Source organism: Pseudomonas sp. DW-iso17 (assembly GCF_058725345.1).
Genome location: NZ_JBZXEA010000002.1, coordinates 221,970 through 237,188, shown reverse-complemented (window position 1 = coordinate 237,188; position 15,219 = coordinate 221,970). Strand labels below are relative to the sequence as shown.

General features: G+C 60.5%; 12 protein-coding genes. 4 read left to right on the top strand and 8 right to left on the bottom strand.

All coding sequences use genetic code 11. From position 1 onward, the window contains the following. Positions 1–148: 148 nt before the first annotated feature. Positions 149–805 (bottom strand): TetR/AcrR family transcriptional regulator, encoded by a 657-nt coding sequence (locus AC4PS6_RS02380; protein ID WP_019817872.1) that lies wholly within the window; start codon positions 803–805, stop codon positions 149–151. A 93-nt stretch (positions 806–898) separates the two neighbouring features. Here AC4PS6_RS02380 and AC4PS6_RS02375 point away from each other — a divergent pair, with 93 nt between their 5' ends. The 3 genes from AC4PS6_RS02375 (at position 899) to AC4PS6_RS02365 (ending at position 5,452) form a co-directional block, all read left to right on the top strand. After that, entirely contained in the window at positions 899–1,999 is a 1,101-nt protein-coding gene (locus tag AC4PS6_RS02375) for an efflux RND transporter periplasmic adaptor subunit (protein WP_336826842.1), read from the top strand. Between the two features lie 5 nt (positions 2,000–2,004). Next, on the top strand, positions 2,005–5,070 hold the full coding sequence (locus AC4PS6_RS02370) for an efflux RND transporter permease subunit (RefSeq protein WP_020300957.1): 3,066 nt from the start codon (positions 2,005–2,007) through the stop codon (positions 5,068–5,070). A gap of 142 nt (positions 5,071–5,212) precedes the next feature. Next, on the top strand, positions 5,213–5,452 hold the full coding sequence (locus AC4PS6_RS02365) for a hypothetical protein (protein WP_020300958.1): 240 nt from the start codon (positions 5,213–5,215) through the stop codon (positions 5,450–5,452). Positions 5,453–5,545: 93 nt separating this feature from the next. On the opposite strand, the gene AC4PS6_RS02360 is transcribed toward AC4PS6_RS02365, so the two are convergent. From AC4PS6_RS02360 to plsB, 3 genes are read right to left on the bottom strand one after another with little or no spacing between them, the layout of a single operon-like run. After that, the gene (locus AC4PS6_RS02360) at positions 5,546–6,235 is read right to left on the bottom strand and encodes a DUF4197 domain-containing protein (protein ID WP_020300959.1); all 690 of its coding nucleotides are present in this window, start codon (positions 6,233–6,235) and stop codon (positions 5,546–5,548) included. 27 nt (positions 6,236–6,262) lie between these two features. Beyond that, a complete protein-coding gene (locus AC4PS6_RS02355; protein ID WP_014717218.1) occupies positions 6,263–6,664 on the bottom strand; it encodes a YbaY family lipoprotein in 402 nt (133 codons plus the stop codon). A gap of 51 nt (positions 6,665–6,715) precedes the next feature. Next, positions 6,716–9,235, bottom strand: coding sequence for a glycerol-3-phosphate 1-O-acyltransferase PlsB (plsB, locus tag AC4PS6_RS02350; RefSeq protein WP_014717219.1), 2,520 nt, complete (start codon positions 9,233–9,235; stop codon positions 6,716–6,718). A 181-nt stretch (positions 9,236–9,416) separates the two neighbouring features. On the opposite strand from plsB, the gene AC4PS6_RS02345 reads away from it, so the two are divergent. Next, entirely contained in the window at positions 9,417–9,626 is a 210-nt protein-coding gene (locus AC4PS6_RS02345; RefSeq protein WP_003189131.1) for a cold-shock protein, read from the top strand. A 137-nt stretch (positions 9,627–9,763) separates the two neighbouring features. Here the strand turns inward: AC4PS6_RS02345 and AC4PS6_RS02340 are convergent, their stop codons facing one another. The 4 genes from AC4PS6_RS02340 to AC4PS6_RS02325 form a co-directional block, all read right to left on the bottom strand. Beyond that, on the bottom strand, positions 9,764–10,141 hold the full coding sequence (locus AC4PS6_RS02340) for a hypothetical protein (RefSeq protein ID WP_014717220.1): 378 nt from the start codon (positions 10,139–10,141) through the stop codon (positions 9,764–9,766). A 54-nt stretch (positions 10,142–10,195) separates the two neighbouring features. Next, complete coding sequence (locus tag AC4PS6_RS02335; RefSeq protein ID WP_014717221.1) at positions 10,196–11,005, bottom strand: putative RNA methyltransferase; 810 nt, start codon at positions 11,003–11,005, stop codon at positions 10,196–10,198. Beyond that, positions 11,005–12,156: a succinyl-diaminopimelate desuccinylase gene (dapE, locus tag AC4PS6_RS02330; RefSeq protein WP_005785553.1), complete on the bottom strand. Its 1,152-nt coding sequence runs from the start codon at positions 12,154–12,156 to the stop codon at positions 11,005–11,007. Before dapE ends, AC4PS6_RS02335 begins: the two co-directional genes overlap by 1 nt. A 254-nt stretch (positions 12,157–12,410) precedes the next feature. Further along, positions 12,411–15,002 carry a glycosyltransferase gene (locus AC4PS6_RS02325; protein WP_034126823.1) on the bottom strand — a complete coding sequence of 864 codons (2,592 nt, stop codon included), beginning with the start codon at positions 15,000–15,002 and terminating at the stop codon, positions 12,411–12,413. Positions 15,003–15,219 lie beyond the last annotated feature (217 nt).

Genomic DNA, 15,219 nt, shown 5'->3' with positions numbered 1-15,219 from the left:
CGGCATCCCTGCCGGTTTACCCCCCAAATCCCTGTCGAATTCCGGCCAGCGTGGTGTGACGGGGCGCTTAAGATCAAAATCAAAAGCAGATCAAGAGCAGATCAAGAGCGACTCGCTTCGCATCGTGGTTACCGTCGGTTGCTACCGCCTATGCGGTGCTGTCGAGCCCCGTGCTGCGATAGGCCCGCATAAACAACTGCACCACGTCCTGCACATGCTCTTCAGCCTCTTGCGCGCTCAGTTGTCCGCCGCAGCCATACAACAAGCGAAAGTTCGCCGTGCCCTTGAGCAAGCAAAAGAAGTGCTCCGCGGCTTTGAACGGTGTGTCGATGCTCAGCGCGCCGCCCTGGTCAATCTTGCCGAGCAAGCGCTCCATGCCTTGCAGCATGCGCATGGGGCCGGCGTTGAAGAAGATCTGGGAGAGTTTCACGTCCTGATTGCCGGTGGTCATCATCAGGCGATGCAGGTTTACCGACTCCTCGCTGTTGATCAGCCGATGAAAGCCGCGTGCGATGTTGAGCAACACCGTCTCGACGGGCATGCCTTCGGGAAGCTCGAAGTACATCACCGGCAATTGCTCTTCACATTTGGCCACTACCGCCGCGGTGAACAGCGTCTCCTTGTCGGTGAAGTGGCTGTAGACCGTGAGTTTCGATACGCCGGCCGCCAGGGCGACGGCGTCCATGCTGGTGTTTGCATAGCCCTTGTCCAGGAACAGCGATTTTGCCGATTCGAGGATTGCCTGGCGTTTTGCCATGTCCTTGGGGCGCCCGGGGCTTGCGGTGTTCAGAGGATTGTCGGACATTTTCACCTTTAATACTGGACTGGTGAGTTTGGTATTAATAACATACCGGCCAGTATAATTATTCCAAGCTCTATTTGCGAAAGGTCCTTCAGCATGCGCAGCGCTTTCCTGCCCCTTGCTTTGCCTGTCAGCCTGATCTTCCTGTTGGCCGCTTGCGGCCATGAAGAAGCGGCCCAGACCACCGTGCGCCCGGCCATGGTGGTGCAACCGCAGCCGTCGGCGCAGGCAATGGACAGCTACCCCGGTGAGGTGCGTGCCCGTTATGAGCCGGACCTGGCCTTTCGCATCGGCGGCAAAGTCAGCAAGCGCCTGGTGGAGGAGGGCGAACGGGTCAAGGCCAACCAGCCGCTGGCCGAACTCGACCCCCAGGACGTGCGCCTGCAACTGGAGGCCACCCGCGCCCAAGTAGCCGCCGCAGAGGCCAATCTGAGCTTGGTACGTGCGGAGCGAGATCGCTACAAGACCTTGATGGACCGTCAGATGGTCAGTCGGTCGCAGTACGACAATTCCGAAAACCTCTACCGAGCCGGTGAAGCACGCCTGAAGCAGATCAAGGCCGAGTTCGATGTGTCCAGCAATCAGGCCGGCTACGCCGTGCTGCGTGCGCCTCAGGATGGGGTAGTCGCCAAGCGTGCCGTCGAGGTGGGGCAAGTGGTTTCCGCTGGCCAGACGGTGTTCACCCTGGCCACCGATGGCGAGCGTGAAGTCTTGATCAGCCTGCCCGAGCAGGGCTTTGGCCGCTTCAAGATCGGCCAGCCGGTGTCGGTGGAGTTGTGGAGCCAGCCAGAGCAACGCTTCGCCGGGCGCATTCGTGAACTGTCTCCTGCCGCCGACCCCAAGTCTCGCACCTTCGCCGCGCGCGTAGCCTTCACCGGCGGCAAAGTGCCCGCCGAACTGGGCCAAAGCGCACGGGTTTTCATCCAGGTCGACGGTGTCATTCCCCTATCGGTACCGCTGTCTGCCCTGAGTGCCGAGAACGGTGCGTCCTACGTTTGGCGTGTAAAACCGGACAACACCCTTGAACGCACCCCTGTACGCATTGGTGCGTTTGGCGAAAACACCGTGCCGGTACTCGAAGGCTTGGCCGCCACCGATTGGGTGGTGGCCGCAGGCGTGCATGTGCTCCATGAGGGCCAACCCGTGCGCCCGGTGGATCGCTCCAACCGTGTAGTGAATCTGGCGACCAAGGAGTAGTCCCCATGGGTTTCAATCTTTCCGAATGGGCGTTGCGTAATCGCCAGATTGTACTGTTCCTGATGATCCTGCTGGCCGTGGTTGGCACCTTGTCCTACACCAAGTTGGGACAAAGCGAAGACCCGCCCTTTACCTTCAAGGCCATGGTGATCAAGACCAACTGGCCTGGAGCCACGGCCCAGGAGGTCTCGCGCCAGGTCACTGAGCGAATCGAGAAAAAACTCATGGAGACCGGTGAGTATGAACGCATCGTGTCGTTCTCCCGTCCTGGTGAATCCCAGGTCACCTTTATTGCCCGTGATTCGATGCGTTCGGCGCAGATTCCTGAGTTGTGGTACCAGGTGCGCAAGAAAATCAGCGACATCCGCCACACCTTGCCGCCGGATATCCAGGGGCCGTTTTTCAACGACGAGTTCGGCACCACCTTCGGCAATATCTACGCCCTGACCGGCGACGGCTTTGACTATGCGGTGCTCAAGGACTACGCCGACCGCATCCAGATCCAGCTGCAACGCGTCCCGGATGTGGGCAAGGTCGAGCTGCTCGGCCTGCAGGACGAGAAGATCTGGATCGAGCTGTCCAACCTCAAGCTCGCCACCCTCGGCTTGCCTCTGGCTGCGGTACAACAGGCGTTGCAGGAGCAAAATGCGGTGTCCACCGCCGGCTTCTTTGAAACCCCCACCGAGCGCGTGCAACTGCGCGTTTCGGGCAACTTCAAGACAGTAGAGGAGATCCGCAACTTTCCGATACGCGTGGGGGATCGCACCTTCCGCATCGGTGACGTGGCTGACATCCATCGAGGCTTCAACGACCCACCGGCACCGCGCATGCGCTACATGGGCGCAGATGCCATCGGCCTGGCCGTGGCTATGCGCGACGGTGGCGACATCCTCGTACTGGGCAAGGCCCTTGAAGCGCAATTCGCACGCCTGCAAAAGAACCTTCCGGCAGGGATGGAGCTGCGCAAGGTGTCGGACCAGCCGGCAGCTGTGAAGACCAGCGTCGGCGAATTCGTCCAGGTATTGGCTGAAGCGCTGGCGATTGTTTTGCTGGTGAGCTTTTTCTCCCTCGGCGTGCGCACCGGCATGGTCGTCGCCCTGGCGATTCCGCTGGTACTGGCGATGACCTTTGCCGCCATGTATTACCTGGGCATCGGCCTGCACAAGATTTCCCTGGGCGCCTTGGTCTTGGCCCTGGGCTTGCTGGTGGATGACGCGATCATCGCCGTGGAAATGATGGCGATCAAAATGGAACAGGGCTACGACCGCCTCAAAGCCGCGAGTTTCGCCTGGACCAGCACCGCATTCCCCATGCTCACCGGCACCCTGATCACGGCCGCAGGCTTCTTGCCGATTGCCACCGCGCAATCGAGCACTGGCGAATACACCCGTTCGATCTTCCAGGTGGTGACCATTGCACTGCTGGCCTCCTGGGTGGCGGCCGTGGTGTTTGTGCCCTACCTGGGGGAAAAACTCCTGCCCGACCTGGCGAAGATTCATGCGGCCAAACACGGCACCGACGGCCCGGACCCTTACGGCACACCCTTCTATCAGCGTGTAAGGCGTCTGGTGGAGTGGTGCGTGCAGCGGCGTAAAACCGTGATCGTGCTGACCCTGCTGCTGTTTATCGGCTCGGTTGCACTGTTTCGCTTCGTGCCGCAACAGTTCTTCCCGGCTTCCGGTCGCTTGGAGTTGATGGTCGACCTGAAACTGGCCGAAGGCGCTTCCCTGAGCAACACCGCCGAACAGGTCAAGCGCCTGGAGGCGTTGCTCAAGGAGCATGCCGGCATCAATAACTATGTCGCCTACGCGGGCACCGGTTCGCCACGGTTTTACCTGCCACTGGACCAGCAATTGCCCGCTGCCAGCTTCGCCCAGTTTGTGGTGCTGGCTAACACCATCGAGGAGCGAGAAAGCCTGCGCACCTGGTTGATCGAAACCCTCAACGAGCAATTCCCCGCGCTGCGTTCGCGGGTCACGCGCCTGGAGAACGGCCCGCCCGTAGGCTACCCCGTGCAGTTTCGTGTGACTGGCGAGCACATCGAAGAAGTCCGTTCGCTGGCGCGCAAAGTGGCGGCCAAGGTTCGCGAAAATACCCATGTGGTGAATGTGCATCTGGACTGGGAAGAACCGAGCAAAATCGTATACCTGAATATCGACCAGGACCGTGCCCGTGCCCTGGGTGTGAGCACTGCCAACCTGTCGAAATTCCTGCAGAGTTCCCTGACCGGCGCCAGCGTCAGCCAGTATCGGGAGGACAACGAATTGATCGAGATCCTCCTGCGCGGCACGGTGCATGAGCGTAGCGAGCTGTCGCGCCTGCCAAGCCTGGCCGTGCCCACCGACAATGGTAAAAGCGTGGCGCTGTCGCAAATTGCCACCCTCGAATATGGATTCGAAGAAGGCATCATCTGGCGTCGCAACCGTCTGCCCACAGTGACCGTACGGGCCGATATCTATGGCAAGGAACAGCCGGCGACCCTCGTGCAGCAGATCTTGCCGACGCTCGCCGATGTGCGAGCCGAGCTGCCGGACGGCTATCTGTTGGAGGTGGGCGGTACGGTTGAAGACTCTGCGCGGGGGCAAAACTCGGTGAAGGCCGGCGTGCCGCTGTTTATCGTGGTGGTGCTGACCTTGCTGATGCTGCAACTGCGCAGCTTTTCGCGCACGGCCATGGTCTTTCTCACCGCACCGTTGGGGCTGATCGGCGTGACCTTGTTTCTGTTGGTGTTCCGCCAACCCTTCGGTTTCGTCGCCATGCTCGGCACCATCGCGCTGTCGGGCATGATCATGCGTAATTCGGTGATTCTGGTGGACCAGATAGAACAAGACATCAAGGCCGGCCTGGCACCCTGGCAGGCAATTATCGAAGCCACCGTCCGACGCTTTCGCCCGATTGTGCTGACGGCGCTGGCAGCGGTGCTGGCGATGATTCCGTTGTCGCGCAGTGTGTTCTTCGGGCCCATGGCTGTGGCGATCATGGGCGGGTTGATCGTGGCGACGGCGTTGACACTGTTGTTCTTGCCGGCGTTGTACGCGGCTTGGTTCAGGATCAGGAAGGACGTGGAGTAAATCTGTGACTGTTTTTGGGTGGGCCCAATGGGAACCTTTTTTTCAGGCTTGCCACAGATAGTTACCTGTTCGCAGGTACTTTATTCGGTGGTTTTTATCACGTGGATAACATTTCCAGAACGTTCATAGAGGCGAAATAGATATGCTCCTACAAGCATTGGGAAATTTTTACTCGGCATTCGGCATGATGCTGGGCGGCGGTCAGATGGGCGGCGCTTGCGCCAAACATTCACATAATGACTCCGTCAGTCGGCGTGAGCTTTCGGACGCGCTCAAATCGTTCAAATACGATCATCCCCAGCCCACCACTAATTTTACGATCAACAACAGCGTTTCCAACGCGAACAGCAATGCGAATACCAACGCTCAAATCGGCCGTTGAATGCGCTGAATTCTGATATTCAGCCGTTGCAAACACTCTGCACCCGCAGAGTGTTTGCCGCGTTACGTCCCGGTACAAGTCGCTGGCGAAGGCTTAAAGTGCCCCAAACACCTTCTTGGCCAAGCTGGTGGCTGCCGCCGCCGGGTTCTTGCGAATGGTTTCTTCCTGCTGCGCAATCATCTTGAACAAACCATCCAGCGCCTGCTCGGTCACGTAGTTTTCGACGTTGGCGCTCTTGGCATCCACGGCGCCAAAGGCTGCGGCCTTGCCGGCCAGAGCGTTGTACTGCTGAGCCACGCCGACTTTGTCGGTGGCGGCCTTGACGATGGGCAGGAACTTGGCGCGAATTTCTTCACGGCTGCTTTTGTTCAGGTACTGGGTGGCGGAGTCCTGGCCTCCACTGAGAATGCCCTTGGCGTCGGTCACGCTCATGTTCTTCACGGCGTTGACCAGAATTGGCTGGGCCTGGGTCACGGCGGTTTCTGCGGCCTTGTTCATGCTGGTTTCCAGTTGCGTGACCTGGTCACCCATACCAAACATTTTAAGCTTGTCGGCGACTTTGCCGAGTTTGCCCGGCAGGCCGATCTTCACGTCCGGGTTGTTGCTGAAACCACCGGGCGTCCCGAGTTGTTTCACAGCAATCTGTGCACCTTGGGCCAAGGCATCCTTGAGGCCGCCGCTGGCGTCACCCTGGGACAGGCTGCCCAGATCCAGGGCCATGGCGTTGGCGCCGAACAGCAAGCCAGCACACAGGGCGGTGAGGCGAAGAGATTTGCGGAGCATGGGCGCTTCCTTATGAAGTGGGAATGATCAATGTGCGGCCGCATCTACCCGCAGGCGCAGCGGTTGTGGGTCCTGGCCGTTGAGTTGCACGGTGTGCCGCTCGGTGGTGATAAACAGTAGCTTGCCGTCCAGCTCGATGCGAGCGCTGACCGAATAGGTGTGGCCCGGTTTGACCTGAGCCGGGTCATAGCTCAGGTGAAACGGCAGCGGCACCTGGCCTTTGACCGGGCCTTTCTGTTCGGCGAGGGTCACGGCCGGGGCGTCCATCAGGGACACGTCCTGCAGGCTGACACTCAAGGTGGCGGCCGGCGGCAGGGCGATGCGTTGCAGGTAGAACACTTCGCCGTCCAGACTGGCCTTCGGGGTTGGGGTCATCGAGTGGCAGGCTCCGAGCAGGGCGGTCAGGCCCAGAAGGATGAGTTTTTTCACGGTGCAACTCCTTTTCAACGGCGCCGGAATCCGCCCGACGCCTCGTTCAATTTAGCGCTTTTCTTCAGGAGGGGTGGCAACCGGTTCAGGCGCGGTCTCGGTTGCGCCGTCCACGCGGTGCAAGGCCACCTGGCGGATCGACAGGCGAATATCCGCCGGCAACACGCGTTTGGCCGCACCTTCTGCCAGTTCGCCGAGCAGGTCGTGATAGCCCAGCTTGCCGGCTTCATCGCGGCGTAGCACATCTTGCTCCAGCAACGTCTGGATGAAATGTCGGAAAAGGCTCTTGTCGAAGAATTCCGGAGCGTTGAGGCCGTGCAGGATTGACAGGCGCTGGGCCATGATCGTGCACAGGTCTTCCAACTCTTCGGCGCTGATACTGTTCTGGCCGCTGTTGAGCAGCAACGAGATCGCCATGTAGAAGCGTTGCAGGGTCTGGGCGATGCTCTTGGACAGCAGCGTCAGCAGCACAAAGTGCCGCGAACTCGGCGCCGGGCGCAGGTACACGGCGTTTTCGAAACGCAGCAGGCCTTGTTCGACAAACGCGTCCAGCCATTGATCGACCACGTTGTCCAAGTCGTCCAAGGACCAACGAATAAACAGTTCCGATTGCAGGTACGGGTAAAGCGCGTGGGTGTAGCGCAGGATCTGTTCGCGGCTCATCCGCGAGCTGCTCTGGAAGAAGCTCGCCAGCAACGCCGGCAGGGCGAAGATGTGCAGCACGTTGTTGCGGTAGTAGGTCATCAGGACGGCATTCTGCTCATCCAGATAAACGATTTTGCCCAGGGCGTCACTCTGCTCGGACAACAGGTTCATGTCCTTGACGTGCTTGATCAGCGCCAGGCCATCGCCTTCCGGCAGGGTGGTGTGGGGCGAGTAGGGCACACGACGCAACAGCGCGAGGTACAGGTCCAGCTGGCGGGCCATGGCCTGTTCATCCAGCGCCAGGCGGGTGGTGGACAGCAGGGCCAGCGCCACCAGGTTCACCGGGTTCACCGCAGCGGCTTCGTTCAAATGACGCGCCACCTGTTCGCCGAGGCGATTGGTGGTTTCGTTGAGCCAGGCCGGTTTGTAGTTCGGCCCCAGTTCCTGGGCGCGCCAGTCCGGTTGCTCGGCGTCGAGGAACTCTGCCAGCTTGATCGGTTCGCCAAAGTTGACTGCCACTTGGCCGAAGCGCTGCTTGAGCGCGCCGACCACTTTGAAGATATCGAAGATCGACTCTTTCTTCTTGCTGGCGCCACGTAGTTCGCCCAGGTAAGTGCGGCCTTCGAGGACACGCTCATAGCCGATATACACCGGCACGAACACGATAGGCATGCGCGAGGAGCGCAAGAAGCTGCGCAGGGTGATCGCCAACATCCCGGTTTTCGGTTGTAGCATGCGCCCGGTGCGCGAGCGGCCGCCTTCGACGAAGTACTCCACCGGGAAGCCCTTGGTAAACAGGGTGTGCAGGTATTCGTTGAACACCGAGGTGTACAACGGGTTGCCCTTGAAGGTGCGGCGCATGAAAAACGCACCGCCACGGCGCAGCAGGCTGCCGATCACCGGCATGTTGAGGTTGATGCCGGCGGCGATATGCGGTGGGGTCAGGCCGTTTTTGAACAGCAGGTAGGACAGCAGCAGGTAGTCGATATGGCTGCGGTGGCAAGGCACGTAGATCACCTCGTAGCCTTGGGCCACCTTTTGCACGCCCTCGATGTTATTGACCTTGATGCCGTCGTAGATCTTGTTCCAGAACCAGCTCAAGACCACTTCCAGGAAGCGGATCGCGGTGTAGGTGTAGTCCGAGGCAATTTCGTTGCCATAGCGCAGGGCCAGGGCCTTGGCTTTTTCCGGCGAGATTTTTTCGCGTTCGGCCTCATCAGAAATGGCCTGGCGCACCAGCGGCATATTCACCAGACCCTTCACCAGATTACGGCGGTGGGACAGGTCGGGGCCGATCACCGCCGTCTTCAGGTTACGAAAGTGCACACGCAAGATGCGCTGGGCCATGCGCACGGTGCGTTCGTGGCCTTTATTGTGCTCGATCAATTCGCGCAGGTTGATAGGCGCGGAGAATTGCACACGGGTCTTGCGCCCCAGGATCAGGATGCTCAACAACCGGCGTAGACGCCCGGTGACCGCCCAGCTGTCGGCGAATAAAAGCTTCCAGGGGCTGGACTCGCTTTCGGGGGATTGGCCCCAGAACACACTGACCGGAATGATTTGTGCATTCTCTTCGGCGTGTTCGGTGAGGGTATTGACCAGCCGCGTCAGGGTGGGTGGTGCGCCACGCTTGTCCTGGCGCCCAAGCCAATCCGGATCCGGCGTGAGGTAGAAGAACGCCGCAGGCTCCATCAACGGCCCCACTGACACTGGCAGCACCGGGCGTGGCAGGCCGGCCTTGGTGCACTCGGCGTCGACCACTGCCAACTCGGTGAGGGAGGGTGATTGCAGGACGTAGAAAACCGGCCGGCTGCGGTCCAGGTTAAGGGTGAGGGACGACTGGTTGATCGTCTCTGAGCGAACCCAGAGGTACAACAGTCGGCGCAAGGTGCCAAACACCAGACGGCGGAACGGGGAGCGGGTCATAGGCGAACTGCTTCAAGTGGAAAAAACCGAGCAGGCGCTCGGGCGGGTAGTGTGCCGTATTCGCCGAAAATCGGCAAAAAAGCAGCGATGTAAAGTTGAGTTGATGGTTTTTGAGCCTGTCTTATACTCGGCAGTTCAATGCGAGCGACTCAACAATAAAAAAACCAGTGGGAGTGAACAGATGACAACGCGTGAAACCGGCAATGTGAAGTGGTTCAACGATGCAAAGGGTTACGGCTTTATCCAGCGTGAAGATGGCAAGGATGTGTTTGTGCACTACCGCGCCATTCGCGGTGAAGGCCACCGCTCGTTGGCCGAAGGCCAGCAGGTGGAATACGCCGTGGTGACCGGCGAGAAGGGCTTGCAGGCGGAGGATGTGGTCGGCCTGTAACAACTTGGTCTTGATAACCCAATCAACTGTGGGAGCTGGCTTGCCTGCGATAGCATCACTGTGGTCTGACTGATAGACCAAGGTGTCTGCATCGCAGGCAAGCCAGCTCCCACATTGATTGGGTTGGCAATGGGCTGTCAGGCGGTTTTCCAAGTGATCTGTTCTTCACCGTCTACGCTGATGCGAATCCAGGTGTCGGCACTTTCCTCACCCTCTTCTTCAACCCAGGTGCCCGGCGCGCAGCGCACTTCGACGTTCAGCGCGGCAAACGCGGCGCGGGCGCAGGCGATGTCGTCGTCCCACGGGGTCTGGTCGCTTTCCAGGTACAGGCTGTTCCATTTGCCCACCGCCTTGGGCAGCCAGGTCACCGGCACGCTGCCGGCCTTGCACTTGTAGGTCTGGCCTTTCTGGACCCAGTCGGTGCACGGGCCCAGGGCGGCGCCCAGCCAGGCGGCGATGGCCTTGTGATCGACGTCGGCGTCCTTCAGGTAAATCTCAATATCGGGTTGGCGCATGGATGTTCCTCGTTGCGGGATTCGAAAATCCATTCGCGGGTGGGTGAACGTCAGTCATTGAAGCACGAAATAATCGTAACGCATCGACACCGTGACCTGCAGCGGCTCGGCCGCCTCGATCACCTCGTGGCGGCGCTCGGCACTGGCTCGCCAGCCGTGGGGCGTCATCGCCAACAGGTTGGCGCGGTCCTGAGCTTCGGCCAGGCTCAGGGTGAATTCCAGTGTTTCACTGTGTGCCAGGTGCATGCCATCCGGCACCAGGGCCAGATGTTTATCGTCGGTATACTCGCGTACCTCGTCGTAAAGACGCTCGCGCAGTTCCATCAAGTGGCCGCTGGTCGGGCCGACCTTCATCAAACCGCCGCCGGGACTGAGCAGGCGCTTGGCCTCTTGCCAATCCAACGGGCTGAACACGCTGGCGAGGAACTGGCAGCTGGCATCGGCCAATGGCACGCGGGCCATGCTGGCGATCAACCAGGTCAGCGCCGGGTTGCGTTTGCACGCGCGCTTGACCGCTTCCTTGGAGATATCCAGGGCATAGCCATCGGCGTGGGGTAGGGCCTGGGCAATTTGCGCGGTGTAGTAACCCTCGCCACACCCAATGTCGACCCAGCGCTGCGGTGCACGCTCGGCGGCCAGTTCGGCCAGGCGCTTGGCCACCGGGGCGTAGTGCCCGGCGTTGAGGAAGTCGCGGCGCGCCTCGACCATGGCCAGGTTATCGCCTGGGTCGCGGCTGTTCTTGTGCTGCACCGGCAACAGGTTCAGGTAACCCTGGCGCGCGCGATCGAAACGGTGCCCGGCCGGGCACGCCACGCCACTGTCCACCGCATTGAGCGGTGCGCTGCAAATGGGGCAGGCAAGCATCAGGCGAGCAACTTGATCAGGGTCTGGTAGTAGATTTCGGTCAGCACATCGAGGTCGCTGGCCAGGATGCGTTCGTTGACCTGGTGGATCGTCGCGTTGACCGGGCCCAGCTCGACCACCTGAGTGCCCAGCGTGGCGATAAAGCGCCCATCGGAGGTACCGCCGCTGGTGGATGCCTTGGTCTCACGCCCGGTGATCGCCTTGATACTGGCAGATACCGCATCCAGCAGCGCACCCGGCTCGGTGAGGAACGGCAGGCCCGATAGCGCCCAGTCCACATGCCAGTCCAGGCCATGTTTATCCAGGATCGCCGCGACCCGCTGTTGCAGACCCTCGACGGTGGACTCGGTAGAGAAGCGGAAGTTGAATACCGCCGTCAGGTCGCCGGGGATCACGTTGGTGGCGCCGGTACCCGAATTGAGGTTGGAAATCTGGAAACTGGTCGGCGGGAAGAAGGCGTTGCCGTCATCCCAATGCTCGGCAGCCAATTCAGCCAGGGCCGCCGCAGCCAGGTGGATCGGGTTCTTCGCCAGATGCGGGTAAGCCACATGGCCCTGTACACCGCGCACGGTCAAGGTGGCACCGAGGGAGCCACGACGGCCGTTCTTGACCACATCGCCCACCAGGGTCGTGCTCGACGGTTCGCCGACGATGCACCAGTCCAGGCGTTCCTTGCGCGCGGCCAGACGTTCGATCACCGCCTTGGTGCCATGGTGCGCCGGGCCTTCTTCGTCGCTGGTGATCAGGAAGGCGACCGAACCCTTGTGGTCCGGGTAGTCGGTGACGAAACGTTCCGCTGCCACCAGCATCGCCGCCAGGCTGCCTTTCATGTCAGCCGCGCCACGGCCACAGAGCATGCCGTTTTCATCGATCAACGCGTCGAACGGGTCGTTCTGCCAGGCCTGTACCGGACCGGTCGGCACCACGTCGGTGTGACCGGCAAAGCACAGCACCGGACCTTCATGCTTGCCATGGGTGGCCCAGAAATTGTCCACATCTTCGATGCGCATCGGTTCAAGCGCAAAACCGGCGTCGCCCAGGCGCTGCATCATCAGCTTCTGGCAATCGGCATCGATCGGCGTGACCGACGGGCGACGGATCAGGTCGATGGCCAGTTGAAGGGTCGGCGAAAGGTCGGCATGGGCCGTCATGGGGGGAACTCCGGAAAGCGTGTGGTGGGCGCAGGACGAATGTGGAAATACCGAGCCTGGAGCGACGCAATTCCAATGTGGGAGCTGGCTTGCCGGCGATAGCATCGCTGCGGTGTGCCTGTCAGACCGCGGCGTCTGCATCGCAGGCAAGCCAGCTCCCACATAGAATTGGGCCAGGCCAAGTCTCACAAACGGCCGTTATCTTATAGCAAAACGGCGGCCAAGGGCCGCCGTTTAGTGCATCGCGTGACTTTTTACGCCGCCGGCGCAGCCTCAGGCGCCGTCGAAGGTTTGGGCAGCGACGACAAGAACGCCATGATCAGCGCCGCCACGTACGGCAGCGACTGCACCAGCAACATCACCACCCAGAAGCGAATGTCATTGCTCGGCAGGCCTTGCACCAGGTAGATCCCCAGCGCCGCGCCCCATAGCAGCAGCATGATGAACATTTCTTCGCGGGCTTCGGAAATCGCCACCCAGAAGCCGTGGTTATCCGCGTTTTTCGGTGTACGAAAGAACGGAATGCTGCTGGTGAAGAAGCCGTACAACACCGCTTTGGCGATGGTATGAGACAGCGCCAACCCGGCCAGTGCCGCGCAGAACGCATCTTTCAAGTTCACACCTACCGCACGACGATAGAGGAAGATGATCTTGCCGACTTTGAACACAAACAACGCCAACGGCGGGATCGCGAAAATCAGCAATGGCGGGTCGACCCGAGTCGGCACGATGATCATCGCCGCAGACCACAACAGGGCGCCGACGGTAAAGAAGATGTTCATGCCGTCGGCCACCCACGGCAACCAGCCCGCAAGGAAGTGGTAGCGCTGGCCACGGGTCAGTTCGGTGTCTTTACCGCGCAACAGGCTGGCGGTGTGGCGCTTGATGATCTGGATCGCGCCATAGGCCCAGCGGAAACGCTGTTTCTTGAAGTCGATAAAGGTATCCGGCATCAAACCCTTGCCGTAGCTGTCGTGGTAGTACGCCGCCGACAAGCCTTTCTCGAACACACGCAGGCCCAGTTCGGCGTCTTCACAGATGCACCAGTCGGCCCAGCCCAGCTCTTCGAGCACCGAGCGGCGGGTCATGGTCATGGTGCCGTGCTGGATGATCGCGTCGCGGTCGTTACGGGTGACCATACCGATATGGAAGAAGCCCTTGTATTCGGCGTAGCAGAGCTTCTTGAAGGTGCTTTCGTTCTGGTCGCGGTAATCCTGGGGCGACTGCACCACGGCGATTTTCGGGTCGGCGAAGTGCGGCACCATGTGCTTGAGCCAGTTGGGCGATACGCAGTAGTCCGAGTCGATCACCGCGATCACTTCGGCATCCTTGGCGGTGTGCGGGATCAGGTAGTTCAGCGCGCCGCCCTTGAAACCGGCCAGGGGCGCGACGTGGAAGAACTTGAAGCGCGGGCCCAGGGTTTCGCAGTAATCGCGCACCGGCTCCCACACCGCCGGGTCCTTGGTGTTGTTGTCGATGATCAGGACTTCGTAGTCCGGATAGTCGAGGGCGGCCAGCGCGTCGAGGGTCTGTTTGACCATTTCCGGCGGCTCGTTGTAGCACGGCACATGGATCGACACTTTCGGGCGGTAGTCCGAGTCGCCTTCCACGGGCAGGAATTCACGCCGACGCTTGTGGGTCCAGACTGCTTCTGCCAGCTCATGGGCTTCGGTCAGCAACACAATGAACACGCCCAGGGCGCCGAGTGCCAGCAACACACCGACCGTCACGCTGAACCAGGTGCTGTATTGCTGGCTGTAGTCGTAGCCGATCCAGACCAGCACCGACCCGCACAGGAACGCAATAAAGGTCAGGAAGGTGCGGCCACGCTGGCGCAGGGCCGAGCCATCGATCATCAACAGGGTCAGGGACAGCAGCGCAAGCACCACTGAACCGATGGCCAGTACCCGCCATTGCGGAATCGCCACCACCGGGCCGTCAAAATTGAATTTCTGCTGGCGCGCGGCGTTGAATACACCCCAATACGCACCCGCCGAACCTTCATCGCTGACCTTCCACGGCTGGTCGAAGGCCTCGATCACGAAGTAGTTGTAACCCTGGCGATTGAGCTTGTTGACCAGTGTACGCAGGTAAATCGCCTGGTCTGCCGGCGACGATTCATTGCCGCCGCGCATACGGCCGTTGCTCGGCCAGCCCACTTCCGACAGCAGCAGTGGCTTTTTCGGGAAGGCTTTCTTCAGGTCCTTGGCGCGGTCCAGGACGTACTGGCCGGCCTTGTCCATTGGGATGTATTCCCAGAACGGCAGGATGTGCGCGGCGATCAGGTCGACGTGCTTGGCCAGTTGCGGGTTCTTTTCCCAGATGTGCCATTGCTCGGAGGTGGTCACCGGGACTTTCACGGCGGCGCGCACGCGGTCGAGCAGCACGATCAGGGCTTCGGGGGTGATTTCTTCCCGGAACAACGCTTCGTTGCCCACCACTACGCGCACGACACTGCGCGAGGTGTTGGCGATCTCGATAGCGCGCTGGATCTCCCGCTCGTTACGCTCAAGGTCCGGGCTGATCCAGATCCCCAGGGTCACGCGCAGGCCAAACTCTTCGGCCAGCTTGGGAATATCCCCCAGGGGGCCGTCCACCGAGTAGGTACGGATGTTGTCCGTCAGCTTGCTCATGATCGCAAGGTCCTGACGCATCTGTTCGTCGGTAGGGTACTGGCCTTTCTGCGGGTACTGGCCTTGCTGGAACGGCGAGTAGGAAAAGCCGGAGATCTGATCTGGCCAGTTGGGAGCGGTGACCGGGCGGTTGATCAGCGCCCAGAAACCGGTGAACAGCGCGGCAATCGCCAGCACCACCACCAGGTTGAGTCCAAATTTACGCGATGCCATGGTTATGTCGGGTTCCAAAGGGTGCGGAACGAAAGAGGTGTCGGCCTACGCCGAACGGCGCGCATCCTACACTGGCGCTTCCCTGAGCGTACAGCAGACAGAGAAAAGCCGGACGTTAGTCTGCGAAACTCCATCTAAGTTCTTCACTTGTAACTTGTAGCTTAAAACTTGCTGCTGCGTAGCCCTATAATGCGCGCCGGTTTTTGGGGTAATGATG

What these genes read in the sequence shown, in the direction of transcription:
- dapE (WP_005785553.1), bottom strand. Translation starts at nt 12,156, where the DNA reads ATGACGGCCCATGCCGACCTTTCGCCGACCCTTCAACTGGCCATCGAC.
- AC4PS6_RS02380 (WP_019817872.1), bottom strand. Translation starts at nt 805, where the DNA reads ATGTCCGACAATCCTCTGAACACCGCAAGCCCCGGGCGCCCCAAGGAC.
- AC4PS6_RS02375 (WP_336826842.1), top strand. Translation starts at nt 899, where the DNA reads ATGCGCAGCGCTTTCCTGCCCCTTGCTTTGCCTGTCAGCCTGATCTTC.
- AC4PS6_RS02360 (WP_020300959.1), bottom strand. Translation starts at nt 6,235, where the DNA reads ATGCTCCGCAAATCTCTTCGCCTCACCGCCCTGTGTGCTGGCTTGCTG.
- plsB (WP_014717219.1), bottom strand. Translation starts at nt 9,235, where the DNA reads ATGACCCGCTCCCCGTTCCGCCGTCTGGTGTTTGGCACCTTGCGCCGA.
- AC4PS6_RS02370 (WP_020300957.1), top strand. Translation starts at nt 2,005, where the DNA reads ATGGGTTTCAATCTTTCCGAATGGGCGTTGCGTAATCGCCAGATTGTA.
- AC4PS6_RS02345 (WP_003189131.1), top strand. Translation starts at nt 9,417, where the DNA reads ATGACAACGCGTGAAACCGGCAATGTGAAGTGGTTCAACGATGCAAAG.
- AC4PS6_RS02365 (WP_020300958.1), top strand. Translation starts at nt 5,213, where the DNA reads ATGCTCCTACAAGCATTGGGAAATTTTTACTCGGCATTCGGCATGATG.
- AC4PS6_RS02325 (WP_034126823.1), bottom strand. Translation starts at nt 15,002, where the DNA reads ATGGCATCGCGTAAATTTGGACTCAACCTGGTGGTGGTGCTGGCGATT.
- AC4PS6_RS02335 (WP_014717221.1), bottom strand. Translation starts at nt 11,005, where the DNA reads ATGCTTGCCTGCCCCATTTGCAGCGCACCGCTCAATGCGGTGGACAGT.
- AC4PS6_RS02340 (WP_014717220.1), bottom strand. Translation starts at nt 10,141, where the DNA reads ATGCGCCAACCCGATATTGAGATTTACCTGAAGGACGCCGACGTCGAT.